The 25,307-nt window shown below is 67.6% G+C and carries 38 protein-coding genes; 16 read left to right on the forward strand and 22 right to left on the reverse strand.

Features of this window, described 5'->3' with window-relative positions; all coding sequences use genetic code 11:
• Positions 1–135: 135 nt before the first annotated feature.
• Positions 136–348 carry a hypothetical protein gene (locus tag ATM97_RS02690; protein WP_218716321.1) on the forward strand — a complete coding sequence of 71 codons (213 nt, stop codon included), beginning with the start codon at positions 136–138 and terminating at the stop codon, positions 346–348.
• Between the two features lie 61 nt (positions 349–409).
• On the opposite strand, the gene ATM97_RS02695 is transcribed toward ATM97_RS02690, so the two are convergent.
• Positions 410–607: a hypothetical protein gene (locus tag ATM97_RS02695; RefSeq protein ID WP_255586804.1), complete on the reverse strand. Its 198-nt coding sequence runs from the start codon at positions 605–607 to the stop codon at positions 410–412.
• Between the two features lie 116 nt (positions 608–723).
• Here ATM97_RS02695 and ATM97_RS02700 point away from each other — a divergent pair, with 116 nt between their 5' ends.
• The 3 genes from ATM97_RS02700 to ATM97_RS02710 all read left to right on the forward strand — a co-directional run bounded on the left by ATM97_RS02700 (position 724) and on the right by ATM97_RS02710 (position 3,538).
• A complete protein-coding gene (locus ATM97_RS02700; protein WP_218716323.1) occupies positions 724–2,310 on the forward strand; it encodes a DNA methyltransferase in 1,587 nt (528 codons plus the stop codon).
• Between the two features lie 131 nt (positions 2,311–2,441).
• Positions 2,442–2,804: a hypothetical protein gene (locus tag ATM97_RS02705; protein ID WP_218716324.1), complete on the forward strand. Its 363-nt coding sequence runs from the start codon at positions 2,442–2,444 to the stop codon at positions 2,802–2,804.
• A 2-nt stretch (positions 2,805–2,806) separates the two neighbouring features.
• Positions 2,807–3,538, forward strand: a complete 732-nt coding sequence (locus ATM97_RS02710; RefSeq protein ID WP_218716325.1) for a hypothetical protein — start codon at positions 2,807–2,809, stop codon at positions 3,536–3,538.
• 85 nt (positions 3,539–3,623) lie between these two features.
• Here ATM97_RS02710 and ATM97_RS02715 read toward each other — a convergent pair whose 3' ends face one another.
• Positions 3,624–3,968 carry a hypothetical protein gene (locus tag ATM97_RS02715; protein WP_218716326.1) on the reverse strand — a complete coding sequence of 115 codons (345 nt, stop codon included), beginning with the start codon at positions 3,966–3,968 and terminating at the stop codon, positions 3,624–3,626.
• A gap of 132 nt (positions 3,969–4,100) precedes the next feature.
• Here ATM97_RS02715 and ATM97_RS02720 point away from each other — a divergent pair, with 132 nt between their 5' ends.
• From ATM97_RS02720 to ATM97_RS02735, 4 genes are all read left to right on the forward strand, one after another.
• Entirely contained in the window at positions 4,101–4,340 is a 240-nt protein-coding gene (locus ATM97_RS02720; RefSeq protein WP_218716327.1) for a hypothetical protein, read from the forward strand.
• Entirely contained in the window at positions 4,337–5,122 is a 786-nt protein-coding gene (locus tag ATM97_RS02725) for a ParA family protein (RefSeq protein WP_218716328.1), read from the forward strand. Before ATM97_RS02720 ends, ATM97_RS02725 begins: the two co-directional genes overlap by 4 nt.
• Positions 5,119–5,520: a hypothetical protein gene (locus ATM97_RS02730; RefSeq protein WP_218716329.1), complete on the forward strand. Its 402-nt coding sequence runs from the start codon at positions 5,119–5,121 to the stop codon at positions 5,518–5,520. The genes ATM97_RS02725 and ATM97_RS02730 overlap by 4 nt, the downstream gene beginning before the upstream one ends.
• Positions 5,521–5,797: 277 nt before the next feature.
• Positions 5,798–6,187, forward strand: a complete 390-nt coding sequence (locus ATM97_RS02735; RefSeq protein WP_218716330.1) for a hypothetical protein — start codon at positions 5,798–5,800, stop codon at positions 6,185–6,187.
• Between the two features lie 58 nt (positions 6,188–6,245).
• On the opposite strand, the gene ATM97_RS02740 is transcribed toward ATM97_RS02735, so the two are convergent.
• The 18 genes from ATM97_RS02740 to ATM97_RS34180 all read right to left on the reverse strand — a co-directional run bounded on the left by ATM97_RS02740 (position 6,246) and on the right by ATM97_RS34180 (position 17,897).
• Positions 6,246–6,443: a hypothetical protein gene (locus ATM97_RS02740; RefSeq protein ID WP_218716331.1), complete on the reverse strand. Its 198-nt coding sequence runs from the start codon at positions 6,441–6,443 to the stop codon at positions 6,246–6,248.
• 1,443 nt (positions 6,444–7,886) lie between these two features.
• Positions 7,887–8,336, reverse strand: coding sequence for a hypothetical protein (locus tag ATM97_RS02745; RefSeq protein WP_218716332.1), 450 nt, complete (start codon positions 8,334–8,336; stop codon positions 7,887–7,889).
• A 19-nt stretch (positions 8,337–8,355) separates the two neighbouring features.
• Positions 8,356–9,147 carry a DUF2637 domain-containing protein gene (locus ATM97_RS02750; RefSeq protein ID WP_218716333.1) on the reverse strand — a complete coding sequence of 264 codons (792 nt, stop codon included), beginning with the start codon at positions 9,145–9,147 and terminating at the stop codon, positions 8,356–8,358.
• Between the two features lie 273 nt (positions 9,148–9,420).
• A complete protein-coding gene (locus tag ATM97_RS02755) occupies positions 9,421–11,019 on the reverse strand; it encodes a hypothetical protein (protein WP_218716334.1) in 1,599 nt (532 codons plus the stop codon).
• A 19-nt stretch (positions 11,020–11,038) separates the two neighbouring features.
• Positions 11,039–11,500, reverse strand: a complete 462-nt coding sequence (locus ATM97_RS02760; RefSeq protein WP_218716335.1) for a hypothetical protein — start codon at positions 11,498–11,500, stop codon at positions 11,039–11,041.
• Between the two features lie 32 nt (positions 11,501–11,532).
• Entirely contained in the window at positions 11,533–11,775 is a 243-nt protein-coding gene (locus tag ATM97_RS02765; protein WP_218716336.1) for a hypothetical protein, read from the reverse strand.
• The gene (locus ATM97_RS02770; protein ID WP_218716337.1) at positions 11,772–12,368 is read right to left on the reverse strand and encodes a hypothetical protein; all 597 of its coding nucleotides are present in this window, start codon (positions 12,366–12,368) and stop codon (positions 11,772–11,774) included. Before ATM97_RS02770 ends, ATM97_RS02765 begins: the two co-directional genes overlap by 4 nt.
• Positions 12,369–12,403: 35 nt before the next feature.
• The gene (locus ATM97_RS02775) at positions 12,404–12,784 is read right to left on the reverse strand and encodes a hypothetical protein (RefSeq protein ID WP_218716338.1); all 381 of its coding nucleotides are present in this window, start codon (positions 12,782–12,784) and stop codon (positions 12,404–12,406) included.
• A gap of 1 nt (position 12,785) precedes the next feature.
• Positions 12,786–13,295, reverse strand: a complete 510-nt coding sequence (locus ATM97_RS02780) for a hypothetical protein (RefSeq protein ID WP_218716339.1) — start codon at positions 13,293–13,295, stop codon at positions 12,786–12,788.
• Positions 13,295–15,400 carry a type IV secretory system conjugative DNA transfer family protein gene (locus ATM97_RS02785; RefSeq protein WP_218716340.1) on the reverse strand — a complete coding sequence of 702 codons (2,106 nt, stop codon included), beginning with the start codon at positions 15,398–15,400 and terminating at the stop codon, positions 13,295–13,297. The genes ATM97_RS02780 and ATM97_RS02785 overlap by 1 nt, the downstream gene beginning before the upstream one ends.
• Positions 15,397–16,128 (reverse strand): hypothetical protein, encoded by a 732-nt coding sequence (locus tag ATM97_RS02790; protein WP_218716341.1) that lies wholly within the window; start codon positions 16,126–16,128, stop codon positions 15,397–15,399. Before ATM97_RS02790 ends, ATM97_RS02785 begins: the two co-directional genes overlap by 4 nt.
• Positions 16,125–16,334 (reverse strand): helix-turn-helix domain-containing protein, encoded by a 210-nt coding sequence (locus ATM97_RS02795; RefSeq protein WP_218716342.1) that lies wholly within the window; start codon positions 16,332–16,334, stop codon positions 16,125–16,127. The genes ATM97_RS02790 and ATM97_RS02795 overlap by 4 nt, the downstream gene beginning before the upstream one ends.
• Positions 16,331–16,675, reverse strand: coding sequence for a hypothetical protein (locus tag ATM97_RS02800; RefSeq protein ID WP_218716343.1), 345 nt, complete (start codon positions 16,673–16,675; stop codon positions 16,331–16,333). Before ATM97_RS02800 ends, ATM97_RS02795 begins: the two co-directional genes overlap by 4 nt.
• A complete protein-coding gene (locus tag ATM97_RS02805; protein WP_218716344.1) occupies positions 16,672–17,004 on the reverse strand; it encodes a hypothetical protein in 333 nt (110 codons plus the stop codon). The genes ATM97_RS02800 and ATM97_RS02805 overlap by 4 nt, the downstream gene beginning before the upstream one ends.
• Positions 17,001–17,327: a hypothetical protein gene (locus tag ATM97_RS02810; RefSeq protein WP_218716345.1), complete on the reverse strand. Its 327-nt coding sequence runs from the start codon at positions 17,325–17,327 to the stop codon at positions 17,001–17,003. The genes ATM97_RS02805 and ATM97_RS02810 overlap by 4 nt, the downstream gene beginning before the upstream one ends.
• Positions 17,324–17,515 (reverse strand): hypothetical protein, encoded by a 192-nt coding sequence (locus ATM97_RS02815; protein WP_218716346.1) that lies wholly within the window; start codon positions 17,513–17,515, stop codon positions 17,324–17,326. The genes ATM97_RS02810 and ATM97_RS02815 overlap by 4 nt, the downstream gene beginning before the upstream one ends.
• Entirely contained in the window at positions 17,512–17,769 is a 258-nt protein-coding gene (locus ATM97_RS02820) for a hypothetical protein (protein WP_218716347.1), read from the reverse strand. The genes ATM97_RS02815 and ATM97_RS02820 overlap by 4 nt, the downstream gene beginning before the upstream one ends.
• The gene (locus tag ATM97_RS34180; protein WP_255586809.1) at positions 17,766–17,897 is read right to left on the reverse strand and encodes a hypothetical protein; all 132 of its coding nucleotides are present in this window, start codon (positions 17,895–17,897) and stop codon (positions 17,766–17,768) included. Before ATM97_RS34180 ends, ATM97_RS02820 begins: the two co-directional genes overlap by 4 nt.
• A gap of 216 nt (positions 17,898–18,113) precedes the next feature.
• Between ATM97_RS34180 and ATM97_RS02825 the strand changes: the two genes are divergently transcribed.
• The 7 genes from ATM97_RS02825 to ATM97_RS02855 all read left to right on the forward strand — a co-directional run bounded on the left by ATM97_RS02825 (position 18,114) and on the right by ATM97_RS02855 (position 23,730).
• Positions 18,114–18,950 carry a GntR family transcriptional regulator gene (locus ATM97_RS02825; protein ID WP_218716348.1) on the forward strand — a complete coding sequence of 279 codons (837 nt, stop codon included), beginning with the start codon at positions 18,114–18,116 and terminating at the stop codon, positions 18,948–18,950.
• 50 nt (positions 18,951–19,000) lie between these two features.
• Positions 19,001–19,477 carry a kinase gene (locus ATM97_RS02830; RefSeq protein WP_308248350.1) on the forward strand — a complete coding sequence of 159 codons (477 nt, stop codon included), beginning with the start codon at positions 19,001–19,003 and terminating at the stop codon, positions 19,475–19,477.
• Entirely contained in the window at positions 19,474–20,190 is a 717-nt protein-coding gene (locus tag ATM97_RS02835; RefSeq protein ID WP_218716350.1) for a hypothetical protein, read from the forward strand. The genes ATM97_RS02830 and ATM97_RS02835 overlap by 4 nt, the downstream gene beginning before the upstream one ends.
• Before the next feature lie 267 nt (positions 20,191–20,457).
• Positions 20,458–21,435 (forward strand): replication initiation protein, encoded by a 978-nt coding sequence (locus tag ATM97_RS02840; RefSeq protein WP_218716351.1) that lies wholly within the window; start codon positions 20,458–20,460, stop codon positions 21,433–21,435.
• Between the two features lie 4 nt (positions 21,436–21,439).
• A complete protein-coding gene (locus ATM97_RS02845) occupies positions 21,440–21,700 on the forward strand; it encodes a replication protein RepB (RefSeq protein WP_218716352.1) in 261 nt (86 codons plus the stop codon).
• A 263-nt stretch (positions 21,701–21,963) separates the two neighbouring features.
• A complete protein-coding gene (locus ATM97_RS02850; protein WP_308248351.1) occupies positions 21,964–22,878 on the forward strand; it encodes an Abi family protein in 915 nt (304 codons plus the stop codon).
• A gap of 165 nt (positions 22,879–23,043) precedes the next feature.
• The gene (locus tag ATM97_RS02855) at positions 23,044–23,730 is read left to right on the forward strand and encodes a recombinase family protein (protein WP_218716353.1); all 687 of its coding nucleotides are present in this window, start codon (positions 23,044–23,046) and stop codon (positions 23,728–23,730) included.
• A 107-nt stretch (positions 23,731–23,837) separates the two neighbouring features.
• On the opposite strand, the gene ATM97_RS02860 is transcribed toward ATM97_RS02855, so the two are convergent.
• Positions 23,838–23,996 (reverse strand): hypothetical protein, encoded by a 159-nt coding sequence (locus tag ATM97_RS02860; RefSeq protein WP_218716354.1) that lies wholly within the window; start codon positions 23,994–23,996, stop codon positions 23,838–23,840.
• A 733-nt stretch (positions 23,997–24,729) separates the two neighbouring features.
• On the opposite strand from ATM97_RS02860, the gene ATM97_RS02865 reads away from it, so the two are divergent.
• Positions 24,730–24,924 carry a hypothetical protein gene (locus tag ATM97_RS02865; protein WP_218716355.1) on the forward strand — a complete coding sequence of 65 codons (195 nt, stop codon included), beginning with the start codon at positions 24,730–24,732 and terminating at the stop codon, positions 24,922–24,924.
• A 71-nt stretch (positions 24,925–24,995) separates the two neighbouring features.
• On the opposite strand, the gene ATM97_RS02870 is transcribed toward ATM97_RS02865, so the two are convergent.
• Positions 24,996–25,307 (reverse strand): hypothetical protein (locus ATM97_RS02870; RefSeq protein ID WP_218716356.1); only part of this gene is annotated, 312 nt, incomplete at its 5' end.

Genomic DNA, 25,307 nt, shown 5'->3' on the forward strand with positions numbered 1-25,307 from the left:
CCCCCCCGGCGCGTCCAAGGTCGGCTCGATGCGCGCGCCGATGTCGTCGACCTCGAGCACGCGGAACTGCTGGACGCCCCTCGTTCCGATCCGGACTAAATCGCCAACCTCCATAGCCCGACTATAGTCGAACATATGTGCGAATCCATGCGCCCCTACCTGCGGGTCGGGGTCTGGACCGAGCCCTCGCCGCGGTTCTGCCCGCGCGGTCACCGGCTCGGCGCCGGGCGCGCGTTCGTCACCGCGATGCCGTGCCGCCGCATCGGTGGACACCACCGCGCGCACACCTGCCTCGCCTGCGGCGCGGTCGTCTACGTCCCGCCCGCCCACAACGACTGCGAACATTGACCGTCACCGCAGCTCAGAACATGCATGTAATCCACATGTATGTGTACATGCAAAAGTGCAGTCAGGCGCCCTTCGGCCCCTTGCCGTCGCGGATCTTGGCGATGTACTCACGCGTGAATCCGGAGTCGCGACCGATCGAACTCGGCCCGACCTCGTCGGCCAGGGCGGCACGGATCGCGTCGAACAGCTTCTGCCGCGCCTGGTCGTAGTCGGCACGGGCCGCGCGGATGGCGGCGCCGTGATCGATGGAATCCGTCATACCGCCCACCATAGCAACTCTGTTCGCGAACTTTGTTGACACGCGATCGATGGCACCCTTACCGTGAATGAACGCGAACAAAGTTCGCGAACAAACTTCACTTACGGGGAGTAGCTATGAGCCTGCGCAGCACGGTCTTCTTTGCCGGATGGGGCGGCGACACCGAAGGATTCGACGCCGTGCCCGGCGTCTCCACCGCACTGGCGGGAAACCACAACCCGGTCTGCGTCCAGGTCCACGAACTGAACTTCCCGCACGCCGAGCACCTTCCGCCAGGCGATGTCACCGCGCTCGACCTGGCGAAGCTGCCCTACACCGAGCTGTTCTGGGCCTCGCCGGCCTGCCCGGCCTGGACCGACGCCAAGGGCAAGAAGAGGTACTTCGACCAGTCCAACCAGTACACCCTCATCGAGGACACCGAGCTCGGCATCCAGATCGAGGACCCCACCGAGGCGCGCTCGCGCGCGCTGATCGAGCAGATCCCGCGGTACCTGCGCACGATGGCCGGGCGCGGCACCCCGGTGCTCGGCGGGGTGATGGAGAACGTCATCCAGTGCCGCCGCTGGGACCGCTGGGACGAATGGCGCCGCTCGATCGAGGAGATCGGGCCCGGCTACGAGGTCGCCGTCATCGCCCTGAACTCGATGCACGCGATGCCGCGGGTGTGCAGCACGGCGCCGCAATCGCGTGACCGGCTCTACGTCATGTACTGGCTGAAGTCCCTGGGCCGACGCCCCGACCTGGACAAGTGGCTGCGCCCGCGCGCCTACTGCCCCGATTGCGACCAGGTCGTCGACGCCGTCCAGTCCTGGAAGCAGCCCGGGGTGGAGATGGGCCGCTACGGCCGGTCCGGCCAATACGTCTACCGCTGCCCGAGGATCTCCTGCCGCAACGCGGTCGTCGAGCCGTTCACCACCCCGGCCGCGACCGCGATCGACTGGAACCTCGACCCCGGCCAGAAGATCGGCGAGCGCCCCAAGCCCCTGGCCGCCGCGACGCTCGACCGGATCCGGATCGGCCTCGAAAAGTACTCGGGCGAGCCGATGCTCAGCCCGGCGGGCGGGACCTGGCGCACCGCGGCGACGCCGCTGACCGAGCCGATGCCCACCCGCACCACCCGCGAGACCGACGCCCTGGTGCTGCCGCCGATGCTGGTGCAGACCAGCAAGCGCTCCACCCAGCACGCCCGCAGCGCCGCGGCGCCGATGCCGACCCAGACCACCCGCCGCGAGCTCGGCCTGGCGATCCCGCCGTTCCTGACCTCGCTGCGCGGCGGCGGGAGCAAGAAGCTCGTCTACGGCGTCGACCAGCCGCTGGCGACCTTCTCCGCCTCCGGCTTCCACCACGGGCTTGTGTCCCCGCCCGGCGCCGACCAGGCGCGTGAAGGCCTGCTCGTCCCCTACTACCGCACCGGCGTCGCCCGCCCGGTCGACGAGCCGATGCCCACCCTCACCACCCGCGACCGGCACGGCCTGCTCGGAGTCGACCCCGCCCGACTGCTCGACGAATGCACCTTCCGCATGCTCGAACCCGACGAGATCCGCGCCGGGATGGCCTTCCGCGCCACCTACAAGCCGATCGGCGACAAGCGCACGCAGGCCGCGGGCTACGGCAACGCGGTCACGCCGCCAGCGGCCGAAGTCCTCGGCTGCGCCCTGGCCGAAGCGATCACCGGCGAACCGATCGAGCGGTTCGCTGCCTAGCATCGTGCCCGCTCAGGACGTACATGTAGCTGACATGCGCGCCTACATGTACGCGCCCGAGCGTGGATCAACGAGAGGCGCGGCCCGCGTCGGGCATCCCGGTGCACCCCTCTCATCTACGGTGCGCGCCCATGTATCCAGATCTGCACAGTGGGGCCGACAACGAGCCCCAGACTCCGACCACCCGCCCAGCTCAGGGCCGTATTACGCGCGTGATACGCTGGAGTGTGTTCGAGTTCCTTTGGAGCGACGCGTCTGAAGCGCACATCGCGCGCCACAACGTCACGCCGATGGAGGTGGAAGAGGCGGTCGGCAAGCCCAACATCACCACTCCCGGCCGCAACAACTCAACCTTGGTGTACGGCCGAACCTACGCCGGCCGATACCTGCTGGTCGTCACCCGCGAAGGCCCAGATGGGCGAACGACCGTCGACACCGCTCGCGACATGGACGCGAAAGAACGAAAGGCCTTCGATCAGCGAAAGGGCCAATAGCCATGAGCAACACAACCAAAGCCGACTCCGACGCAGCCCGCGAGTACTACGAGACCCACAGCACGGCTGACGAGATCGCACAGGCACAGCCTGGCGAGCCCATCACCTCGCCGATGTCCGGCTACAGCGTGCGGCTGCCCACCGAGGTCCTCAACCAGGCGCGCGCGATCGCGGCCGAGCAGGGAATGACGACCGGGGCCTGGTTGCGCGAAGCCATCGAGAACGCCGTCACCAATCACACTGCCGAGCCCAAGGACACGCCCGGCGCGGTGCCCATCGCTGAACTGCTCGCGCTCATTGCCAAGCATCAGGACGATGAGCGGGCCAAGGAGAGCACTCCCCACCACCGCTCCGCGGCCGAAGTCGAGCGAGAACGGCGCCGCCGCATCTACATGACCAAGGCGTCAGGGGTCGATTGGGTGACAGGCGAGCCAGTGCTGCCCACCCTGGCAGCCGCGACGCGTCCGTACACGAACGTGTGGGCCGAGCTCGACAAATACCAGACCAGCGAGCCCGACGAGGCCGCCCTGCAGCTCCTGACGACCTATCGGAATCTGCTCCGCCCCGATTTCGCTCAGACTCTCCGCGAGTTCCTCGACGTTGCCTATCTCCCGCCGACGATCAGGGTGCGCTACAGCGATCGGAGCAGCGCCGAGATCGTGCGCGCGAACAAGACGAAGCGCCAGGTCGTACAGCCGCGCGCGAAAGATGGTCGGCGGCGCGCCAAGTCCTGACAAACGGCCAGGTCGGCGATAAATGGCCTGCTCAGGATATACATGTACGACACATGCGATGAGCATGCGCCGTACATGTATCGCGTCAGAACTCGAACTCGAGGTCTTCCATGCACCGCGCGGCGAACTGGATTCCCGCGGTGAACGCTGTCGGCACGCCGTCCTGCTCGATCTGCTCGGCCACAGCCGCGAGCTCGGGCGGCATCGGCGGCTGACCCTCGGACTTCATGTGATCGAGAGTCTCCTCGATGCACGCGGCCGGACTCCGGCCACCGTAGATCCGGCGACTGACCTTCGGCCCACCGGCGAACTGGTCCCGGATCTCCCGGGCTACGCCCTCGCGAGCCTCGTCAACGGCGCGCTGCCGGATCTCCTCGCCCATCCCGGCCAGCTCGCCTGCCAGCTCGCTCGCGCTCTTTCGCCTGCCCATATCGACCCCTCCGGCCATCGTGTCCACGGCGGATAGCCGCAGCTCAAAGCATACATGTAAGGCACATGTTCAGTACATGTAATTTGTATACATTCAACAGACATTTTGAATGTATGCGAGTACGATGGTGGTATGACTCTTCCTTCTCGTTCGGAGATCTTCCGCTCCGCGCTGCGCGATCTCGACCGCTCCCGCAACGAACTTTCCTCCGCCCGCGACTGGCTGAATTCGGATTGGGCACCGGTGGGCAGCGCGCTGACCCCCCGCGCCGGCGACGCCCGCCGCACCGCACTGCGGCAGATCGCGGAAGCCAAAGACGCGATCGACGTAGCGAAGGGCGAGATCCTTGCCGCGCTGGAGGATCTGGGATGAGCCGTGCCATCGCCATCGCGCTGCAGAAAGGTGGCGTCGGTAAGACGACCACCACGATCAACCTCGGTGCGCAGCTGGCCGCCCTCGGCCGCAAAGTCCTGCTGATCGACATGGACCAGCAGGCGCACACGACCAAGGGCCTGGGCGTCACACTCGGCGCCGACGACGCGACCATGTACGAAGTGCTGCACCCGGACCGCGAGATGCGCGTCCCGCTCGTCGAGGTCATCCGGTCGACCGCGTTCGGCGTGGATGTCGCTCCGGCGCACCTGGCCATGCGCAAGCACGAACGCAGCGGCCTCGGATCGGGCGGGCAGCTGCGCCTCGCGCGCCAGCTCGACGAACTCGAGGGCTATGACTACGTGCTGCTGGACTGCCCGCCAGCACTCGGCGAGCTGACCGCGGCCGCGCTCGCCGCAGCCGATGACGTGCTCGCGGTCCTCCAGGTCGGCTTCGATGAGGTCGACGGTCTGATCGAGCTGGGCAACTCGGTCGGCGACGCACAGGAAACGTTCAACGCCGACCTCGATATCCGGTACGTGCTGCTGACCGACTTCGACGGCCAGCCAGTCGCCGCGCGCAACGTGCGCGACCTCCTGCTGCGCGACTGGGGCGAGTGGGACAACGGCGGGGCCTATCTGGGCGAGATCCCCCACACCATCCGTGTGGTGGAAGCCAAGGGCCTGAAAGTACCGGTCCACGTCCACGCCCCCACCTCCAGCGCCGCGGTCGCCTACAAGGACGCCGCCCGCCGACTCGACGAGAGGATCAACGCATCATGAACGCCGCGAAAGCCGCAGGCCTCCCGCTCGAAAGCAGCCGCCCGCCGTCACGTGCCGCCCGCCGCGAGGAAGCCGCCCGGCTCCAGGCCGAGCGGGACGCTGCCGACGCCGCGCGGGAAGCGGCCAGCGCGACCACGCCCGCGGCCGTGCCCGCAGCGACGCAACCGTCGACGGATCCGGCCCCGGCCGCGCCGACTGTCGCGATCCCAATGAAGAAGCGCGGCGACAAACGTCCGTTCAGCACGCAGCTGCGCGCAGAAACGACTACCCGGCTGGCGTGGCTGGTCGAGCAGGGCGGCGTACTGACCGACACCGTCGACGCGGCCATCACGGCCTACCTCGACGCCGCGGGCGTTCCTCGGCCGGGCCCGGACGGGACCATGCCGAAACCCGACTGAACACCTCGCACTCTCCAGGCCGGGTCGCCGACGCGACCCGGCCTGAGTGCTGTCCGGAGCGCACATGCGCCCCGGCACACCTCTTCCACCATTCGGTGCGCTGCGGGGAAGACGGCTCGCAGAGTCGATCCGATGGATCAAAGGTCGGGCTCCCGCGCCGACCTGCTCGCTCCCGCGAGCGGCAAAAGGGACACCTTTTGCCATATCTTGCTCACCGGAATCGAGCACTTCGTACGCTCGGAGATTCCGAGCAGTCAGGCGAGCAGGGGAGGGCTCCGTGCAGGAACTCAGCTACGAAGATCGGTACCGGTCCTACCTCGAACTGCTGCGCGACAACACCCCGAACATGGCGGAACTCGACGCGATCGAACGCCAGCTCGGCCGCCTCAATCACGATGTCGTGCACGCTGAACTGGACCGGGATCGGCGCCTGGCGCTGCTCGAGATCCGGAACGAAACGATGACCGCCTTCGGCGCCGCGATGCACCGTGCCCGCATCGACGACGCGCGCGCGGTCGCGGCCGCTGTCGCCTCCCAGCGCGCGACTCCGGAGGAACGCCGGCGGCATGCCGCACGACAGAAGTCGTCCGGAGCGCCTGCGCCGAGCACCGAGGTACGCCTGCCACCGCGATCTCCGCGCCGCCGCGACCGCGGTATCGAACGCTGACCGCCACCCGGCGCACCACCTCGAGGTGACGCGCAGCCGTAGCAGATCGCGCCGAACGCTACGGCTGTTCGTCATGGTGGCGGCGGCGATAAGCCTTGGATCTGCAGGCCTGCGAGCAGTAGCGGGCATCGGCGCGTCGGTCGACGCCGGGCCACAGGAACACCCCGCACACCTGGCAGGTGACCGACTCGGGCACCCAGCCCTCGGGGAGTTCGCCGGCGTCCTGGAGTCGGTAGGTCGTGGCCATCACGCTCATGAGCTCACGGCGGTTCTGCTCGCGTCGACGTTCGGCAGCACGGTGTCGGTAGGCGCGAGCTGCGCACCGGTTGCCGCAGTAGCGGCGGCGCGGACCGGACTCGCGGGGAAGTGCCGCACCACACGCGGCACAACGACGGCCGGTCCGCCGACGCGAACCCACACCGTCCACTCTGCGCCGATCTGTAGAGCCGCGGTAGACCCGCGCACCGTCGCCGATGCCCCGTGCCCCTCCGGCGGCCGGGCTGCTGTGCGGCGCCAGCTGGTCGACGGGGCCGCCTGCTTGTGGCCGCGGCAGACCGACTATCTGGTCTTTGCCTTGCCCACCCTTTTGGGCGGCCTGCCCCCGCGGCGAGCGGGATGCTCTTCCGCGCCCTCGGGCGCGATCTCCGGTGCTGAGCGATGGCCTGGCTATGTGGTGTCTGTCCCTCTCGGTGTGGCCTGAGGGCTATCGACCAGGCTCGCGGCCACTGTCAAGCGGGCGCTTTGGCAAAAAGTTTCGGCGCCGCCGATTCCATCAGGAGCGAGCTCGGATCGGTGGCGCCGAAAGTTTTTGACACCCGCTTGACAGTGGTTGCGGGCCTGGTAGCCCTCAGATCAGGCCACGCCGAGAGGGACAGACACCACGCCCCGCGAGGACCCGCGCGAGCGCAGCTCGCGATACCCGCTACCCGGCCGCGGCCGCGCTGCTCGGCATCCGCTGACACGCGAGCCAGCGCACCACGCACCCGACGTCACACGCTCTACGAACCTGCTCAGCTACCGAGCCGCGAACTCTGTAGACCGCAGCGCAGACACCATGAATCAACCCCTGGAAGCGGCGCCGAAGGCGACGGAACGTCTACCAACGCAACCACCTACCCAACCCACCGATACCCACCCAACGCAACCCACACAATCTTTTTTCTTTTCTCATTCTCACCAAATACATACCCTCACCCACCCACCCAACTCCCCTCCCACCCACCCACCTTGGAGATCAAATGCGCACGCAGTGTGTATTTGATCTCCAAGGTGGGTGGGTGGGAGGGGACCACCACAAAACCGCAGCTCAGGGTATGTATTTGGTGAGAATGAGGATCGCGCAGCGATCATGATCTTTATTCTTGACTTCTTCTCGACCGCTTCACCATCAACAGCGCGAACGATCACCCCTCTGACCTGGGCCGATCTTGATCGGCCCAGCCTCGAACAGACGCCGGCCGAAGGCCTGCGGCCCGCTCCCTCGGCGTGGCATTGTGCGGCCCCGTCCCGGCCGCATCAAGGGCGCTCCTTCGTCGCGTCGGCAAGCCGATGGCCAAGGCCACCCTTGACCCGACCGGCCCGGTTCCTGACCTCACCGATGGAGGGAGCGGGCAAACGAACGGTTACAGGGCAGAGCGCACGCAAAGACCCCCGACCGGCGAGCAGCCGATCGGGGGTCTTTTGTAGGTCTGAGCTGGGGTTATGCGGCGGGGGGCTGGTAGCCCTTCGCCTGGTACTCGCGGGCGCCCTTGATCTTGGGATCGGGGCCGACGTAGAGCAGGCCGACGATCTGGCCGCCCAGCTCGATCCCGCCCGCTCCGGAGGCCTGCACCGCGGCGCGGAAGGCCTTCTGGACGTCGCGGTCCAGGTAGAGCGCGCGCATGCCGTCGTCGTCCTCGTCGACGGCCTGGTCGGTCTGCACCAGCAGCACCGAGTCGTAGACCGGCTGGCCGGACTCGGCCGGGGTCGGCTTCCTGTTCACCCAGTACAGCAGCTCACCGGTCTCGCGGTGACGGCGGTGACGCCGCTCGACGGAGACGATCTCGCCGGTCAGCTGGTCGCCGGGCTTGGCGCCCGAGCCGAACGCGCTGCGGGCGTCGCTGCCCATCAGGTTGGCGTTGATGAAGTCCAGATCGGTCATAGCGGTCATGGCAGTAACTCCTTGGTTATCAGTTGGCTCCGGCGATCAGCCGGAGAGTCTGTGCGGCGGGCTCTTCCGCCGGCGGGCGCAAACGCTTGATGTGGCGTGCGACAGTGCTGTGGTGCACGCCGATCTCGACGGCGATCTCGCGGGCCGATTTGCCCGCGTCCAGCAGCGCGAGGATCAGTTCGTCGCGCGAGGCTGTCGCGTCGGTGTCGCCCCCTGCGACAGCCGGTGTCGCACCGCTGTCGCACTGTGCGACACCGGTGTCGCACGGTGTCGCATCGGTGTCGCTCCCGGATGCGACAGCGACACCCACTGTCGCAGATATATCGGCGATAGATTTCGATGCTTTATCGAATGTTGTCGTAAGGGTTTCGTCCTCGGCGATCGGCTCGGGGGCGGTCCGGGGGACCTCCAGCAGTGCGGTCAGTCCGTGCGTGGCGGCCAGGCCCGCCAGCGGGGCGGCGCCCGCCACGCAGGCCGCGATGAGCGTCGGGAGGACTCGCGCGCCTGATTCCGCAGCGTGCAGGCCGTTTCCGGCGATGCTGATCAGCTCGGCCAGGGCGAGCTGGCCCCAGAAGAACCGCATCGTCGCCGCCGGAATCTCGATGCCGGCTTTGCGGCGGCGCTGGAGCGAGACCAGCGCGACGGTGCTCTGCACGATCGCTCCGTCGACGAAAACCGGGCCGACCCAGGCCAGTTTCGGCGTGATCCCGGCCATTACCGATAGATCGGAAAGGGCCGCGAACGACCAGGCGAACGCTCCGCCGCCGATGACGAGCGTCATTAGCAGAGCAGTGATCTCGGTGATGTCCATCCGCGGATGCGACACCTCTGTCGCATCGGCCGGGGCCGCTGTCGCACGCTCCGGGCCGTCGAGCACCGATGCGACAGCAGCTGTCGCAGCGGTGTCGCCCTGTGTCGCAGCGGTGTCGCTCGGTGTCGCATTCATCGTGTGGAACCTCCTGTGCGAGTGCGGGCGCGTCGCGCGCCCGCGGTTGCTGGTCGATCTGGAGTGATCCGCTCCGGGCCGCAGACTCCGGCGGCTACGGCTCGGAGCGGATCACTGGCGGCGATAGCGATCGGTCGGCTACCGGTCGAATTCGGGCGGCTCGAACCCGGTCGGGGGCTCGGGCGGCAGCGGGATATCCGGGGCGGCCGGAGTGCCGACGACCTTGCGCGAGCCGTTGATCCGACGCGTCGAGCCGTTCGTGCGGCCGCCGGTCGCGGCGCCGGCGACCGCGCCCACCAAGTCCTTCTCCGGAGCGGTCGGAGCCGCGGGGCTCTTGCGCGAGCGCGACCCGGTGCGCTTCGATGCCGCCGCCTTGGGCGCGCTCGCGGCCTTCGGCGCCTCCGGAGTCTCCGGCGCTTCGGGAGCTTCGGGAGCTTCGGGAGCTTCGGGAGCTTCGGGAGCTTCGGGAGCTTCGGGCGTGGCCTCGACCTTCGGGCCTTCCGGCGCCTCGGGGGTGCGCGAGGACTCGGCCACGCTCACCGCTTCCGGAGACTCCGGGGTGGTCACAGTCGGCGCCTCGTCGCGCATGCGGATCTTCTCGCGCACCTGCTCGCCAGTGACGCGCGTGCGCAGATCCTCGGGCACTCCGAGGTTTCGCAGGATGCCGTCGAGCTGGTCGAGTTCCTCCAGCGTCACCGGCTTCTGCGGATCCCGCTCGGCCTGCGGAGCCTGCGGCTTCGCCGCGGCGGCCTGGCGCTCCGGGCTGCCCAGCCGATCGGCGGGCGGCGTCATCGCCGCCACCTTCCGCACGGCCTCGTCGCGCTGCGCGATCGCCTGGCCGATCTGCTGGTGCGCCGCGGTCAGCTCCTCGCCGCGCTGGGCGAGATCCTCGGCCAGGCCGCGGTGCTGGCGGGCCGCCTCACCGAGCTGTTCGCCCATCGAGCCGATCTGGTTCTGCAGCTGGGTGCGCTCGGCGAGCAGCTGCTCACGCTCGACGCGCAGCTGGTCGCGCTCGGCGATCACCCGCATCTCTCGCTGGGCCTGCTCGGCGAGACGGCGCTGCTGCTGCTCGATCCGGTGCGACTGGGCGTCGATATCGCCCTGCGAGCGCTGCCAGTACGGATGCACCGGCAGCTTCACCGTGGTCGCCGGCATCCGGCGGCCGGGCTGCGGCTGGCCCTTGCCCCGACTCGGGTCCAGCTGCTCGGCGAGGGAGAGCTTGGCCTGGCTGAGCCGATCGGACAGGCGGGCACGCAGCGCCTTGATCCCGGCGAGTTTGCCCCCGAAAACGGGCGGCTGCTTGACCTTGGGGTTGTCGGCGTAGTGGCTGGCCACCAACGCGGTGACGGCCTGGCCGCGCTCCTCCCGGCTCAGGTGCGGCGCGGTCTGGATCGCGATCTCCAGCTGCATCCGCCGCTGGTCGAGCTGCCACTGCTGCTCGGCCCACCCCTCCGGCGTCGACGCCGGATTGCGGCGCGCCGAGATCGCCGCGGCCGCATGCATCTTGACCTGCTCGGTGATGTCGAGCTGGACCTGTCCGCGCTCGATCTTGACCCGCTCCTGCTGGGCCTTCATCTCACCGCGGAACGCACGGTGCGCCTGGCGCTGCACGCTGCGCGGCAGACGCTTTCCGGGATGACGCTGCTGGTAGGCCTGCACCACCGCCAGGGCGGCGCGGCCGAACTGCGCGGCCTCTCGGGTGATCTCGTCTTCGACGCTGGGCTGCTGGTTGGACATCGGAATCTCCTTCGGGTGCTTATCGGCTCAGGTCAGGGGCAGAAGGGGCGAAGCGGTCGGCCCACACGGGGTCCTGCTCGAAGACCTCGCGGTGCTGCTCGACGTAGAAATCGAGCTCGCCGTCGATCGCGGCGGCCTTTTGGAAGATCGAGGTCCGCGTTGCCGGTTCCATCGGCGAGGACAGCGACGCGTACAGCTCGCTGGCCTCGGACTGCAGGCGAGTGGCCCAGGTCCGGACGCCCTCGGGGGTCTTGGACAAGTCGTGGCGATCGAGGTTCCGATAGGCCGAGTCCCAGAACTCGTTCGTGCCCAGCACGTCTCGGTGCTCCCGGATGTGGGCGTAGAACGCCTGCTCGGCGGCGTTGACCTCGTCCATCGGGGCCGCCGGGTAGCCCTCCTCGGGGCACAGCAGGTTCGCGTAGGTCTCCTCCAGGTGGTTGGCGGTCTCGTGGATGGCGGCGGGATCGGTGTGGTCGGACATCGGTACTCCTTTATCGGAAATGGAAATCGGATTCAGAACGGCTTGAGCTGGGGATGGTCGAGCTCCTCGTAGTGGCCGCGCCAGTGGTCCAGGCGGCCCAGCACCTCCCGGTGCTCGCGCAGGTAGTCGGCGAGCGTGGTCTCCACCGCGGCGATCTGCGGGCCCAGACTCGGGCCGTCACCGCCGGTGACCGGGTCGTTCGCGGCGGTGTGCAGCTGCACGAGCTGGGCGAGCAGGCCGCGGGCGCGCTTGTCGATCGCGGAGGTGTCGCTCACGGCTGGACCTCGCGATCGGCGGCGAGCTCGGACATGAGGTCGGCCAACGGCGGCGACCAGGGAGCGTTCGACGCGGCCTTGATCGTGTTGCGGGCCAGGTCGTAGCGCAGCTGCTCGACCCTGGTCCGGGTGTAGCGCTGCATACCGCTGTCGCGGCGCTGCCATTCCGTGCGCAGCGCCAGCGCGTGGTCGCCGGCGCGCGGATCGCGGATCCAATCGCTGCTGCTGCGGTACTGCGCTTCGGAATGGACGATCTCGGCGACGAGCTCCTCAAGGCTCAGCTCGTCGGGGGTGGCCACCGTGCGGGACGCGACCAACAGCTTGGGCTCGAACCCGGCCAGGTCCTCGGCGCGGCGGGCGGCCTGCTCGGCGTCCTGCTTTTCGAAGAAGCGGGCACGCTCGGCCTGCTCGGCGCGCTGCTCGGCGGCGATGCGGTCGAGCTCGGCCCGCTCGGCGGCGGTGAGCCGACGCCGGGCCAGGCGGTAGGCCAGCTCGCGATGTGGCTCGAATTCGGCCCACGCGATCAGACCGGCCAGGGTGGCCACACCAGCGGCGATGCCGATCGCGGCGGGGCGAATGTCGTTGCGGTTCATGGGATTTTCCTCCTGTTGATGGATGACTGGTTGGTTCAGAACGGGGGATCGTCGTGCAGGCTCGGGGCCGACACCGGCGCGATTCGGGGCGGTCGGCGCCCCTCGTCGGGGTCGAACCACTCCTCCCAGATCGGCTGATCGGCCAGGGCGATGCGGTTCTCGCTCATGTGGGCGGTGAGCTTCTGCTCGACCGCGGCGAGCTCGGCGCTGTAGTCCGGCCAATACGGCTGGTCCTCGGTGGCGTCGCCGACGAACTCCAGCGGGGTGTTGTCCAGGGTCATCAGCCGGTACCACTCGCTGAGCAGCTCGCGGGCCTGGGCGCGGGCCTGGTCGATCTGGTCCCGGATCTCCGCGTCCAGTAGGGCTCCCTGGAGCTCGTCGTACTCGTGCACGTGCGCCTGGTGGTCGTCGTACATCTCAGGCACCCGCCAGACCGGGACGACGGACACGGACGCGGCGGATGCGGCGCAGTGCCCGGCCCATCAGCCGCAGCGTGCGGCGCAGGAACCCGACCACCGCGACCGCGGCGATCGCGATCCCGCGACCCGTGGCAATCGCCGCGCGCACCAGCAGAAGCGCGGTATCGCGCGGGCCGGGCCGACCGGCGGCGGTCCACCAGCCGAACGCCAGCCAGGCCAGCGCGTAGGCGATCAGCGGGCCGGTCATCGGCACGTCGACCGGGCCGACGAGCAGCGCGGCCACGATCACCGTCGACGCGATCGCCGGCGCCCACACCCGCGCCCGGTCACGCAGCGAATCCGCGTGCCCGATCGTGGGCTTCACCCAGGTCACAGCCTTGGGCGCGGTCGGCGTGATCGGGCTCGGGAGAGCGGCCAGCGCGTCGGCAATGCCCTTGTCGGCGGCGAATTCGGCGTCGTAGCGGGCGAGGACGAACTCCTCGCGGCTTTCGTTCGGGTCGATACTCATTACGCGACTGCTTTCTTGACGGCGGCCGGAACGGCCGGGGAAGTGGTGGACTTGGCCAGGCCCGGGAGCGGGCGCAGAGCCGAGATATCGAGCGGGGAGACGTGGCCGAACCGGGCCTTGCCGCCGCGGACGTGGACGATGTCGCCGGGACCGAAGTCCGCGAGCACCGCCGGGGAGACGATGAACGAGTCGTCGGACTGGACGTTGCCCTCGTCGCCTAGCTGGCCGCCGCCGACGACCTTGCGCGAGAACGCGGCGGTGCGGCGGGTGCCGATCTTCTCGGCCAGGGCGCCGGCGTTGTTGGCGCGCATCGCGAGGATGCCGCCGGAGCAGGAGTCGACGAGCCGGTGTCGCTGGTCGTCGTTGGCGCCCAAGCCCATCCAGGACTGCGAGAACCACGCCGAGCCGACTCCGGCGCTGCGCAGAAGCTCGACGATCCGGGCCGCGCCCGAGTCGCCGCAGACCTGGGCGAACTCGTCGCAGAAAAGCTGGATCGTGCGGCCGTGATCGCGTCCGGCGAGCATGGTCAGCATGCTCACGAGCGCACCGAACTGGGCCTTGGCCAGCAGCGGGCTGGTGATGCCCTCCAGGCAGCAGTAGACGATGTCGTAGTCGGTCAGTTCCGCGGTGCCGTCGAACGATTCGCCCAGCTCACGGCTGATGTTGAGCATCGCGGTGCGCTCGGCCATCAGGATCGGGTTCTTCTCCGACGAGGTGACCGCGACGATCGCGGCGATCTCGTCGGGGTAAGACGCCCAGCGCCGCACGAGCTCGGCGCGGTCCATCCGGGCCAGGTACTCGAAGAAGCTGGCGGGCGGGTCCTGCCCGGCCTCCAGGTCCAGATCGGGGTTCGGCGCGTCGACGACCAGGTGCAGCACGGCCTTGCGCATGTTGAGGTAGTAGGCCTCGGCCGGGTCCATGCCCTCGGTCGTCATGCCCGCACCGAGCAGGCCCTCGAACCGCGAGGACAGCTCGCGGGCGCGCTTCTCGCGTTCCTTGAGCGCCTCGGGGTCCTTGAGATCGGCGGGCAGCTTGCCGCCGAAGAAGCTCAGCTCCATCTCGTCGGGCCAGGACGCGAACCGGGCCGGGTCGCCGCCCATCGCCACAAACGCATCCCGCACAGTCGCGGCGGTGCGGCGGGCATCGCGCGCGCCCTTGACGTCGATGATGACCGCCAGCGGACGACCGGCCTGGTCAGCGCGCCACCACTGCTGATGACGGCGCCACCCCGCAGCCCAGAAGCTGAGGATCGCGCGGACCATCATCGTGGTCTTGCCCGAGCCCGGGTTGCCGATGGCGACGAAGTGCTCGCGCATCGCGAGCCACGTGATGCGGAACAGGCTCTCGTGACGGCCGGAGAGTCGACCAGCGACCGAGCGGGCCGGGGCGGTGCTCGACATGCTCGCGGTACGCCCGATCACCGGATCCGGGCTCACGGTCCCGGCGCACATCGGCAGCGCGGTCGCCGACATCCGGGTCGCGGCCGCCATCTCCCGGCGACGACGCGCCCACATCGCCCGATCGGTGCGCGCCGGCGACTTGAAACCGCGGGTATCGCGCTGGTCAAAGTACTTCGCCGACAGGAACGCCGCAGCGGCCCACCCGACCGGCACCGTCGCCACGGCCGCCGTCGCCGCGCCCTGGACGGGCATTCCACCCGCGACCTCGGCGCAGGCCAGGGCGATATCGTCACGGACGGCAGTCCAGCCGTCGATCAGCATCGCCGAGCCCGGCAGCACGCAGCTGCCGATCGCGAAGTTCCGCAGCCGGATCGGGGTCCAGGTCCACAGCCACGAGCTCGCCACTGCGGCCGCGGTGACCGCGGCGACCGAGCCGCCGAGCACACCAGCCACGGCCAGGCCGTCGAGCACGCCCTCCGCGGTGATCCCGGACGGGTCCGGCAGGTGGATGTCCTCGACCCACGAGACCAGCGGGGAATCCGCGCCGGGAATCGGCGGGGCCGACGGGTCGACGTTGGGGACCTGGCCGACCGGCTCGGTCGGAGCGGGCGACGGCGAGGCGACCGGAGTCGGCGCGTACGGCGCGCAGTCCTTCGGGGTGATCATCGGCGTGCACGAAGCAGGGGCCCTCAGGTAGTCGTTCATGCTGCACCTCCAGCAGCGAAAAGCCCACGGGGCCGGTTGGTTTCGGTCTTGATGTCGATCAGCTCGTCCAGCTGAGTGACGCGGAAATCGGGGTCGTCGCCGGTCGGCGGCCGAAGAACGGCCTTCCCGGCGGTGATGACGCGGGTCGCGACATCGGGATTCGCGGCGTAGTAGATGAGCGAGGCGGCGCCGGCCTTCTTGGCAGCGTCGTAGGCGGCGCGAACCTTCGCCTTGGCGTCGGCGCTGCCCTTGCGGGTCAGCTCGACCTCGATCGCGTGCAGTCGGCCCAGGTCATCGGTGAAATGGCCGTCGTGAAGGTGCGGGCGCGCCCCACCGAAGGACTCCGGGCGGGTCGAGTGCCGCAGCACCCGCTCGCTGATCCAGGAGTCCTCCTCGCCGGGCTTGTTGCCCGCCAGCGCGATCCGCACCTGAGCAGTGCGCACGAGATGGTTCGCGTTCTTCGGGCCGGGCACCCAAGCCGAGCAGTGGAACCCCAGCAGCGAGGTCGCGACGTCGCTGCTGGGCACGACCCACTGCGATCCCGGAATCGGCCGGTACGTCTTCTTGCTCGGCAGCATCCCGGCTGCCTTCCACCGCGACGCCACCCGGTAGGCGTTCTGCTCGCTGGTCCCGAGCAGGGCCGCGAGCACCGACATCGGCACCGCGTACATCTCAGCGACCCACTGCAGCGCCCACATGTCGCGCGGGCTCAACCTGATGCTGCTCATCGCGTCACCGCCTGTGAGGGGCGTACCAGCACGATCAGGTTCAGCACCTCGTGCCGATTCACCCGCGGACTGTTGGCGATTCGGTACTCGCTGAGGTGCCCCTCGGTGATCCAGCGGCGGATGGAGGTGTGCGTCACGCCGAGCAGTTCGCCCGCCGCGCGGAACGTCATCAGGTCCTTCGGGTTCGGCAGATTCCCTTTGTTCATCGGTCGAACCCCATCCACTCGCCCTGATCGATCCGCGGGGCGGTGATCGTGAGCTCCGAGACGTTGGCGATGACCTTGAGGTCCGGGCGCCCGGCCGGGCAGGCCTGCGCCGGGCTACGCCGGACACGGGCGGCGCCCTGGCGCTCGATCGCGGCCGCCGTGGTCAGCCGCTCCATGTCGGGGTCGTAGACGTGCATGCTCTCGCGGTCGAGCAGGTCATCGATCTGGCGGCCCATTTCCGCGATCTGCCGGTCCCGATCGGCCAGGGCCTCACGCAGACGGGCGATCTCGGCGGCCTGGTCGCCGGGCTTCACGGCGGCGTTGCTGCGGTTCCAGATCATCGGTCGAACCCTCCTTCCCAGATGTCTCCGCGCTCGATCTCGGCGATCTCGGCGGGCGTAAACGGTTGTGGTGTCGGTGTTTTCAGCTGCTCTCCGGACATCAGCCACTGGCCGACGCGGCGGCCCGGCGTCCGGACGGTCTGCGGTTTCGGCGCATCCACCCGGATCACGCGGCCGGTCTGACCGAGCCGACGCGCGGCCTCGGCCAGGTGCGGCAGCTCCGTGATCGGCGTCGGGATGCTCTGAGCCTCAGCCGGATTCGGCGCTTCGGGCCGCGCAGGCACACGCGAGGTGTGCCTGCTGACCGGACGCCGGGCCGCGCGGGTCATCGGTCGAACCCGTCCCAGCTCGGCGGCGGCAGGAACGGCGACGGCTCCAGCGCGCCCGGCCCGGCCTGCTGGTCGGCGAGGCTGGAGGCCAGATCCTCCGGGATTTCGGCGTAAGCGCGGACGGCCTCGACGGCGTCGGCGGCCGTGGCGAGCTCGCCGGGCTCGTTGCCCAGATCCAGGCTGATCACGTCCTCGCCGGTCGAATCGACACCGTCGAAGACCTGGGCGAAGTAGGTCTGGAGGCCGCGGTCCCAACCGATGTAGACCTCCCGCTCCGGGGCGCTGCCCTCAATCGGGGTCAGGCGAATGCGGTTGCTGCTCATCGGTCGAACTCCCACTCGATTTCCGGCACCTGGCCGTAGGCGTAGCGCCGCAGATCGTCGGCGCGGATCGCGCGCTGCGCGATGAACTGTCGGGCGCCACCCGCCTCGGTCACGTCTCCGACCTCGACGGCGGCGGTGTGCATGTCCTCGGCCAGATCGGCCAGCTGCACGCGGGTCTGCGGGGTCATCGCTGCGCTCCCGCCGGCGTCGGCGTCACACGCTGCACGTGCTGGCAATCGGTGCGCTGCACCTCATGCGCCCGGCAGATGTTCGGCGACGGCACGTAGGACTGCTGATCGACCCAGGCGATCGAGCAGCCGACCATGCCGACCAGCAGCGCCACGAGCAGCAGCACGGCCTGTACCGGCTGCGGCAGCGAGGCGTACGCCCGCGACCCGGCCCTCATGACCGCGTCGTCGGTCTTGACGACGGGGCCGATCATCGCCGCACTCCGTGGCGCTTGAACACCCGGTTGAACTTCACAAGCACCCAGATGAACGCCGCGAGCAGCAGCAGCTGAATCGCGCCGTTCCAGGCAACAGCCAGCGCGTAGAGCGCCAGAACTGCCATCAACAGAAGCAGTGGCTTTCTCACTGAACCCTCCCAATGGAGATTGTGGTCACAATCTGAACTGTTCACAAAGTACCAATTGAACCGTTCAGAGTCCAGAGGTTCCACGAGAATTTCCCAGGAAATGCGCAGCTGCAGAGGTCACGGGCTGCTTTGACGGTCCAAACTGATACCGTCTACCTGCGATTTCGCCACTGATGATGGGGACCAGACGTCATGACTGAACAGATCAGCAGCAACGATCCGCGATCGGCACAGATCGCCCGCGAGCTGCGGAACGACATCGAGTCCGGGCGGCTCCGGCCGGGAGACAAGATGCCCACCAGCCGCGTTCTCGCGGACCAGTGGGGCGTCGGCGTCGGCACCGTGAACAAGGCCATGGACACCCTGCTGGCCGAAGGGCTGATCGTGAGCCGGGCCCGCTCTGGCCGAGTCGTCGCCCTGCCCGGCAGTGCGCCGGCGGGCCGGATTGCAGGTCGTCCGCGCGTCGTGTTCGTCGGCGGATATGCCGGATCCGGCAAGACCGAGACCGGCCGAATCATTGCCCGCGAGACCGGCTGGGCGATGCTGGACAAGGACACGATCACCCGCAGCGTGGTCGATACCGCGCTGGTTCAGCTCGGATCGACCATCTCGGACCGGGAGTCGCCGACGTACCTCGAGGTCGTTCGCCCCGCCGAGTACCAGTGCCTCGAAGCAACCGTGATGGAGAATGCCGGATGCGCCGTCAGCGTGGTCGCAACCGCGCCCTACCTGCGCGAATTCCACTCCCCGGCATGGTTCGAGCGCACCTCTGCCGCCCTCGCCGGACTGGGCGTAGAGATGTCGGTCGTCTGGATCCGCTGCTCAGCCGAATCAATGCGGTCCTACGTCGAGCGCCGCGGCGCCGCCCGCGACACGTGGAAGCTCGCGAATTGGGACGCCTACATCAGCAACGTCGATCTCGAGTTCACCCCGCCCTGGCCTCACACGGTGATCCACAACAACCCCAGCGACCCACCGCTTCAGGGGCAGATCAAGGACTTCCTTCGTTCGCTGGAGCCCAGCCGGTGAGCTGCGCTGGCATCGTCCTCTACGGCCCCCCAGCCTCCGGGAAGGACACGGTGACCGCAGCACTCACCGCCTTGGAGCCGCGCGCCCAGCTCTTTCGGCGACTCAAGATCGGCAGCGGTCGGAGTGCGGGGTACCGCATGGGCGAGATACAGGATCTCGTCGAGCTGGAATCGTCCGGCGGAGTTCTCTACGCGAACCGTCGATACGGCGCGACGTACGTCGTCGACAGGCCTGAGCTTGAACGAATGCGCTCGGAGGGATTGATCCCTGTGGTTCACCTCGGACAGCCCGAGGGCGTGACGGCCCTGCTCGACGCCGAGCTTTCGGCGAATTGGCTGGTAGTCGAGCTGTGGTGCCCACGCAATACGGCGGCCGAACGCATCGTCGCCCGAGATACTGGCGACTTGGAAGCCCGGCTTACGGCTTGGGACGAAACAGCACATCTCACCGCACCAGATCTCCGGATCGATACTGCCGAGACGGCGGCCGGAGATGCCGCCCAACTGATAGTGAAGGCGATCGAGTGAGCGAGTGGACCGTTGTTGTCCCGGCCTTGCACATCCCGCGTGCTACTGGCGGCATCGATCTCGAGCAGACGCGTCGCTACGCCGAATCGGCGGCGCGCAGCTGGGTCGAGCGGTTTCTGATCAATGGCTCGACGACCGGCGGGCGCGAACTCCACGTGGCCGAACGCGAAGCGGTTCTCGATGTATGGCTCGACGTCGTTGGACGAGAACGACTCTTGGCCTGTTCCTGGTCCTGGAGGGACATCACGGCAGCGTGCGAGCGCGGTGTCCTGCCTATGGCCGTTATGACGCCGGATTTCGTTGGCGCGGATGTTCTTCAGTGGCTCGGCAAGCTGCCGCCGGCCACCATCTACAGTCACCCCGCATACGGGGCGTCGGTGTGGACACCGGAACTCGCGCGCACGTCAACAGCCGCCGCGATCGCTCCGCTTGGCGGAAAGGTCTCGAAGATCGACACCGACCAGGTGCGCGCACTACATGCTGCGGCGCCGGAGTTCTCGCTCTGGGATGGAAGCGCTCGGCACATCCGTGAGTCGCTCGCCGCGGGGGCCTCCGGCGTCGTCCTGACTCCGCTCGCTGGTGACCTCCATCGCCTTCCCTTAAAAACAGTTCACAACGTGCAGACATTCGTGGACGTGGTCCAGGCGGAGCTCGATCAGATCCCATCGAAGGCGGATCGGCGGCAACTGCTTCTGGATCGCTCCAGTTCATGACCTCCAGAGCAGTCTGTGTCGGTTGTCGGTTCCGAAGGAACGAATCCCGACCAGCTGCGGGTCTGATGGAGACCATGATACATGCAGCAATGCGCATATGCATATTTACGCATATTTCCCGGATTCCATATTAGGCTGGCTGGCGTTTCCTACTTCATCAGTCCCGAAAACACGCCTGCGGAGAGCCGCAGAGGCCCAACCACCGGATTAGGCCTGTCGGCGTGTCCTACTACATCATTCGGATGAAGTAGGGCAGACTTCCGAGGCATGCAGACCGAGGTAGGTGACGTCGACTGGGTCGACGTCGATTCGCCGCCACTCCCGTTCGAGGATCACTGGCTTCCTCAGCGGCCTCTGGCAGGCCGAGCGAAGTCTGGTGGCTACTACCGCACTACTCGAGAGCGGGCGCTGACCATGCCCTACATCGAGTCGAACCCGAAAGCTCTCCGATCCCTGGTGATAACAGATCACGACGGCGGTATGGCGGACGACATCGTGGCACACGCGGGCCTGCCCCAGCCGTCCTATGTCGCACTGAACCCGCTCACCAGAAGCGGACACATCGTGTATGTGCTCGACCAACCTGTCGTCATGACCGATGCAGCGCGACGAGCGCCCGTGAATCTCCTCGGTCGCATTGAAGCTGGCCTCAATGATGTTCTCGCCGGAGATGTCGCGTACGGCTGCCGCACGACCAAGAACCCCCGGCACGCCGACCACCTCACGCTCTGGGGCCCCGACTACGCGGTCTATCGGCTCAAGGACCTCGCGGGTCCTCTCGACAAACTCGGCGCCCTGCCGAAATTCAGAACGACGAAGGAACGACGGAAAGCCCTCGCAACGACCGACAGCGGGCGCAACATCGACCTTTTCGATCTCACTCGGCGCTGGGCCTACCGTCGCCGCGGCGACTACGACCAACAGGGCCGATGGCTGCAGGTCGTCCAGGACTACGCGTGGGACCGCAACATCGACCTGATCGGCCCCGCCTACAACAAGGGCCCGATGCTGGTCGGTGAGGTCAACCAGTTGGGGCGCAGCGTCGCGAACTGGACATGGCGGAACATCCACCACACCTTCAGCGAGATCCAGGCAATCCGCGGACGGCGCGGCGGACTGAAGACCAGCCGCGAAGAACTCTCGCGGCGCGGCAAAATCATCACAGAAGCCCGTCGGGAAGCGAACCGCGTCCGTGCGACGAAATACGATATGGATGCGATCGTCGCTGCTGCTCTGGAGGTGTAACTCGATGCCTGCAAAGAACCCGGTCCGACGAGCAAAGACCGCCCGCGAGCTCGCTGAGCAGTTCGGAACGACAGACCGAACGATTCGCCGCATGATCGCTGAACCTCGGACCGACTATGAAACCCGCGCCGCCCGCCGGCGTGATCACGCGCAAGCTCTCAGGGCTACCGGAGCGACCTATCGCCAGATCGCGGACGAGATGGGGATCAGCATCGGGTCCGTGTCGACGTTGCTGCGGCCGAAGCAAGCAAGCAAAGCCAGCTGAACCTTTACATGTAGTGCACATGTAGTCATACATGTACGTCTGAGTCTGGCCGCCGATAAGCGGGCCGACCCGGCGGTCAGACTCACCATGCCCATGCACTCGCATACCGCTTGAACAGCCATAATGATCAAATCTGGCTGCTGAGGTCCCCCACGATTCCCACAACCGGTCCGGATTCGCTATACTTCAAGCACTATGACCGGTTCCGCCTGCTTCTGCAGGTCCAGGGCCGGTCTTCCTTTTGCCGGGCACAATGACTGTCCGTGCCCAAGTCAGTCAAAGACTTCAAGACCTATGACGAGCAGCTCGCCATCCTGACAGCCCGCGGCATGGACGTCGGGGATCGCGACAAAGCAGTCTCTCAGCTACGCCGATGCAACTACTACCGACTCAGTGGTTACTGGTATCCGTTTCGTCAGAGCGCTGCTAGCGGCGGACGCGAAGACAACTTCTATCCCGGCACCACGCTCGACGAGGTCATCTCGCTCTACACCTTCGACAGCGCTTTGCGGACCGCCACTTTCGATGCGCTCGCTCCTGTCGAGCTGTCTTTGCGTGCCGCACTGGGCTACGCGCTCGGCGAGATCGACGAATGCGCCCACCTCAACCCCACATCCTTGAGCGCTCGCGCGAGCGGACCCACGTATCAGAAGTGGGTTGAGGACTACCAGAACGAGCTCGACCGCTCCAAAGAGGAGTTCATCGCCCACCACAGGTGGAAGTACAGCGGCACACTGCCGGTGTGGGTTGCTATCGAGATCTTGGATTGGGGTTCGTTGGCATATCTGTTCGACTTCGCTCCGGACTCAGTGCGAGACAAGCTGGCCTCCGGGTACGGGCTGAGCGGAGTACAGCTGCTGTCGTGGATGCGGGCTCTCAACGTGATTCGCAATACCTGTGCCCACCACGGGCGCCTGTTCAACCGAAAACATGCGTTCGCACCAAAGCTGCCGCAGCAAGGCCGGCTGCCAGAGATCGATCAGGGCAGGCTGTACATGAGGCAGACATTCGGCCAACTGACGTTGATCCAGCATTTGCGGCAGGCCAGTGGCATCCCAGCCTCCCGTATGCTCGCCAAACTTGTCGCCTCCTATCCACACGACAACCGTGCTGTGCCGATCGGCCGCATGGGCGTGTGGGACGGCTGGAAACAATCATCACTCTGGCCTGCCGACTAGTCGTGAGTCAGTGCGTGACACTGTTGAAAAACGATCGTTTTACCGACACCAGGCGCCGGATCCCGAAGCGCCAGGACGGCTCCGCCGATGCGGTGTCGAGAAAACGTGTTGCAAAGTCGGAGTGTTCAACAATCCGTGTCAGCCCTTTCTCGTACAGTTCCGGGCATGGCCACCAAGTCGAACGCACTCGATATCCCGGAACCGCTTGTCCTCGACGGGGATGCGCTCGATCCGATCGGCGGCGGGGGAGCTCTCGTCGGGTACGGCCGGGTCTCGACCACCGGCCAGCTGCTCGACCGCCAGCTCGCCGCGCTCACCGCGGCCGGATGCCAGAAGATCTTCACCGACAAGAAATCGGGCAAGGACATCGAGCGCGCCGAACTGTGGAAGTGCCTCGAGTACATGCGCGCCGGCGACACCCTGGTCGTGCCGTCACTGGATCGACTCGGCCGCTCGCTACAGGACCTGATCTCGATCGTCGCCGGACTCCGCAAGCGCGACATCGGATTCCGGTCACTGCACGAAGCTATCGACACCACCACCCCCGGCGGGCGCCTGGTCTTCCACGTCTTCGCCGCCCTGGCCGAGTTCATCCGCGAACTCATCGTCCAAGGCACCAACGAGGGCCTGGCCGCCGCCCGCGCCCGCGGGCAACGCCTCGGACGCCCACCGGCGATGACCGAGGAACAGATCCGCCAAGCCCGCGCGATCCTGACCCGACCCGAGGAAACCGTCTCTTCGGTCGCCCGGTTGCTCGGCGTCTCGCGCTCGACGATTTACAAGTACGTCCCCGAGCTCGCCGCCAGCGGACGGGAGAGCATCGACGCGGCCTCGACCTCTATCACGGCCTGACGGTCGAAAACGCCTGAGATGCGGGCCTTATCGGCGGCCAGAGCGGGCGGCGATCTCCTCGGGTGACCACTGAAGCCATGCAGTGAGGAGCGGGAAGGACGCCAGCGTCAGTCGCGAGTCTTGTACGTGATGAGGTTGCCTTCGCTGCCGCGTTCTGCCAGGCACAGGTCGTAGACGTTCGGGTCGTCCGCGAGCTGCTTGACCTTGATTTCGGATGCCCGGTCTCCCACCGTGGTCGCCGGGAACTTGAGCTCGTGCTCGGCCATGCTTCACCTCTCGTGGATGGGCTGGAACGAGGCGAGGCTACGGCACCGGTCCGACATGATCGGGACCTCTGGACAGCGTGAGCGATGCCGGGCTTCTCACGGTGCCAGCGCTCAACACCCGGCCTGGAACGGGAAGCACTGACCGTCGTTGGCGGCGGCGGGCGCTTGCGGCTCCGGCTCGGATGAAGCGGGAGCCACCACCGCGACCCCTGCCTGGCCCGTCCTGGACGGATGCACGTCGGAAGGCTGCTCACCGTTCCCGCCAGAGAGCAGGGCGACAACGCCGAAGACCGCGGCGCCGCCGATGACGAGAAGCCCCAACGGCGAGGAAGAACCTCGCGACCGGCGCGCGTGGGCCCGCACGGGGCGCCCGTTTCGGAAATGTGCACGTACTCGATGAACCGTCATAGCCATGCAGCATGACAGCGACCACCGACATGAATCGGCGCTGATCTTGTTGCAGAGCAGGCGAATTCGGCCCGGAGTCGGCTACCCAGCCCTCGGTACTGCGGGCTGAAACAGTGGGCCGACGACGTGCTACCGCCCCCGAATACCGACTCTGAGCAGGGCTGAACTGCGAACTGCAACAGTCGAAAATCGGTCGATCACCGTTGGATCCGTGAACAACAACAGCTCGCACACACCGCCCCCGCCGTTCCGCCGAAGCACTCGGCGACGGAACGGATCTCGACGCCGTCAGGGTTTGCACCCCCACTCCGTACGGTCCCGCGCCATGACCGATCCTGCGGGCCACCCGCCCCAAGAACACCCTCACGACCGACCACGCGCCGAGCCACCCGACCGCAGCCGCGGGCAAGCCCGGCGCCTGGGCGACAACGCGATCGACGGGATACAGCGCGGCACCGTCCATTACGCCACCACCCGATTCTGGGAGTGGTTCATCGACAAACTTCCCGACCTGCTGTAACCGAGCCGCCGGCGGCGGCAGCAACGCACCTTGCGGCTGCCGCCGGGCCAGCTCGACGGCTGCCCTCCGCACTACGAGGCGAGCTCCTCGAGACGGTCCAGAATCCGCGCCAGGATGACCGCGGGCTTCTCGCCCGGCGTGTAGCCGACCCACTCCAGCGACACGATCCGGTGCACCGCGTCGATATCGGTCGGCTCCGGCCGCGGCTTCACCGCCGCGCGAACCCGCCCGTGGAGATCGTCGGCGCCGCCGGCGTTCAGGGCCTCGACCACCGCGAGCACCAACGTCTGCTGCCGGGCCGCCAGCAGATGCTCGTCGGCCACGGCGATCACTCCGTCCAGGGCGTGAGGTCGACCAGGCGCAGCCGGAACGGATACCCCCCC

It is taken from the genome of Nocardia sp. MH4 (genome assembly GCF_019266065.1).
Classification (GTDB): Bacteria; Actinomycetota; Actinomycetes; order Mycobacteriales; family Mycobacteriaceae; genus Nocardia; species Nocardia canadensis.

Excerpts from the sequence above, each read along its gene's own strand:
- ATM97_RS02795 (WP_218716342.1), bottom strand. The coding sequence starts at position 16,334 with ATGAACAAAGGGAATCTGCCGAACCCGAAGGACCTGATGACGTTCCGC.
- ATM97_RS02775 (WP_218716338.1), bottom strand. The coding sequence starts at position 12,784 with ATGTACGACGACCACCAGGCGCACGTGCACGAGTACGACGAGCTCCAG.
- ATM97_RS02800 (WP_218716343.1), bottom strand. The coding sequence starts at position 16,675 with ATGATCTGGAACCGCAGCAACGCCGCCGTGAAGCCCGGCGACCAGGCC.
- ATM97_RS02705 (WP_218716324.1), top strand. The coding sequence starts at position 2,442 with ATGTATCCAGATCTGCACAGTGGGGCCGACAACGAGCCCCAGACTCCG.
- ATM97_RS02745 (WP_218716332.1), bottom strand. The coding sequence starts at position 8,336 with ATGACCGCTATGACCGATCTGGACTTCATCAACGCCAACCTGATGGGC.
- ATM97_RS02740 (WP_218716331.1), bottom strand. The coding sequence starts at position 6,443 with ATGAGCGTGATGGCCACGACCTACCGACTCCAGGACGCCGGCGAACTC.
- ATM97_RS02770 (WP_218716337.1), bottom strand. The coding sequence starts at position 12,368 with ATGAACCGCAACGACATTCGCCCCGCCGCGATCGGCATCGCCGCTGGT.
- ATM97_RS02750 (WP_218716333.1), bottom strand. The coding sequence starts at position 9,147 with ATGGACATCACCGAGATCACTGCTCTGCTAATGACGCTCGTCATCGGC.
- ATM97_RS02815 (WP_218716346.1), bottom strand. The coding sequence starts at position 17,515 with ATGACCCCGCAGACCCGCGTGCAGCTGGCCGATCTGGCCGAGGACATG.
- ATM97_RS02695 (WP_255586804.1), bottom strand. The coding sequence starts at position 607 with ATGACGGATTCCATCGATCACGGCGCCGCCATCCGCGCGGCCCGTGCC.
- ATM97_RS02720 (WP_218716327.1), top strand. The coding sequence starts at position 4,101 with ATGACTCTTCCTTCTCGTTCGGAGATCTTCCGCTCCGCGCTGCGCGAT.
- ATM97_RS02790 (WP_218716341.1), bottom strand. The coding sequence starts at position 16,128 with ATGAGCAGCATCAGGTTGAGCCCGCGCGACATGTGGGCGCTGCAGTGG.
- ATM97_RS02780 (WP_218716339.1), bottom strand. The coding sequence starts at position 13,295 with ATGAGTATCGACCCGAACGAAAGCCGCGAGGAGTTCGTCCTCGCCCGC.
- ATM97_RS02860 (WP_218716354.1), bottom strand. The coding sequence starts at position 23,996 with ATGGCCGAGCACGAGCTCAAGTTCCCGGCGACCACGGTGGGAGACCGG.
- ATM97_RS02755 (WP_218716334.1), bottom strand. The coding sequence starts at position 11,019 with ATGTCCAACCAGCAGCCCAGCGTCGAAGACGAGATCACCCGAGAGGCC.
- ATM97_RS02810 (WP_218716345.1), bottom strand. The coding sequence starts at position 17,327 with ATGAGCAGCAACCGCATTCGCCTGACCCCGATTGAGGGCAGCGCCCCG.
- ATM97_RS34180 (WP_255586809.1), bottom strand. The coding sequence starts at position 17,897 with ATGGCAGTTCTGGCGCTCTACGCGCTGGCTGTTGCCTGGAACGGCGCG.
- ATM97_RS02690 (WP_218716321.1), top strand. The coding sequence starts at position 136 with ATGTGCGAATCCATGCGCCCCTACCTGCGGGTCGGGGTCTGGACCGAG.
- ATM97_RS02715 (WP_218716326.1), bottom strand. The coding sequence starts at position 3,968 with ATGGGCAGGCGAAAGAGCGCGAGCGAGCTGGCAGGCGAGCTGGCCGGG.
- ATM97_RS02730 (WP_218716329.1), top strand. The coding sequence starts at position 5,119 with ATGAACGCCGCGAAAGCCGCAGGCCTCCCGCTCGAAAGCAGCCGCCCG.
- ATM97_RS02820 (WP_218716347.1), bottom strand. The coding sequence starts at position 17,769 with ATGATCGGCCCCGTCGTCAAGACCGACGACGCGGTCATGAGGGCCGGG.
- ATM97_RS02865 (WP_218716355.1), top strand. The coding sequence starts at position 24,730 with ATGACCGATCCTGCGGGCCACCCGCCCCAAGAACACCCTCACGACCGA.
- ATM97_RS02710 (WP_218716325.1), top strand. The coding sequence starts at position 2,807 with ATGAGCAACACAACCAAAGCCGACTCCGACGCAGCCCGCGAGTACTAC.
- ATM97_RS02825 (WP_218716348.1), top strand. The coding sequence starts at position 18,114 with ATGACTGAACAGATCAGCAGCAACGATCCGCGATCGGCACAGATCGCC.
- ATM97_RS02700 (WP_218716323.1), top strand. The coding sequence starts at position 724 with ATGAGCCTGCGCAGCACGGTCTTCTTTGCCGGATGGGGCGGCGACACC.
- ATM97_RS02855 (WP_218716353.1), top strand. The coding sequence starts at position 23,044 with ATGGCCACCAAGTCGAACGCACTCGATATCCCGGAACCGCTTGTCCTC.
- ATM97_RS02760 (WP_218716335.1), bottom strand. The coding sequence starts at position 11,500 with ATGTCCGACCACACCGATCCCGCCGCCATCCACGAGACCGCCAACCAC.
- ATM97_RS02840 (WP_218716351.1), top strand. The coding sequence starts at position 20,458 with ATGCAGACCGAGGTAGGTGACGTCGACTGGGTCGACGTCGATTCGCCG.
- ATM97_RS02805 (WP_218716344.1), bottom strand. The coding sequence starts at position 17,004 with ATGACCCGCGCGGCCCGGCGTCCGGTCAGCAGGCACACCTCGCGTGTG.
- ATM97_RS02725 (WP_218716328.1), top strand. The coding sequence starts at position 4,337 with ATGAGCCGTGCCATCGCCATCGCGCTGCAGAAAGGTGGCGTCGGTAAG.
- ATM97_RS02845 (WP_218716352.1), top strand. The coding sequence starts at position 21,440 with ATGCCTGCAAAGAACCCGGTCCGACGAGCAAAGACCGCCCGCGAGCTC.
- ATM97_RS02785 (WP_218716340.1), bottom strand. The coding sequence starts at position 15,400 with ATGAACGACTACCTGAGGGCCCCTGCTTCGTGCACGCCGATGATCACC.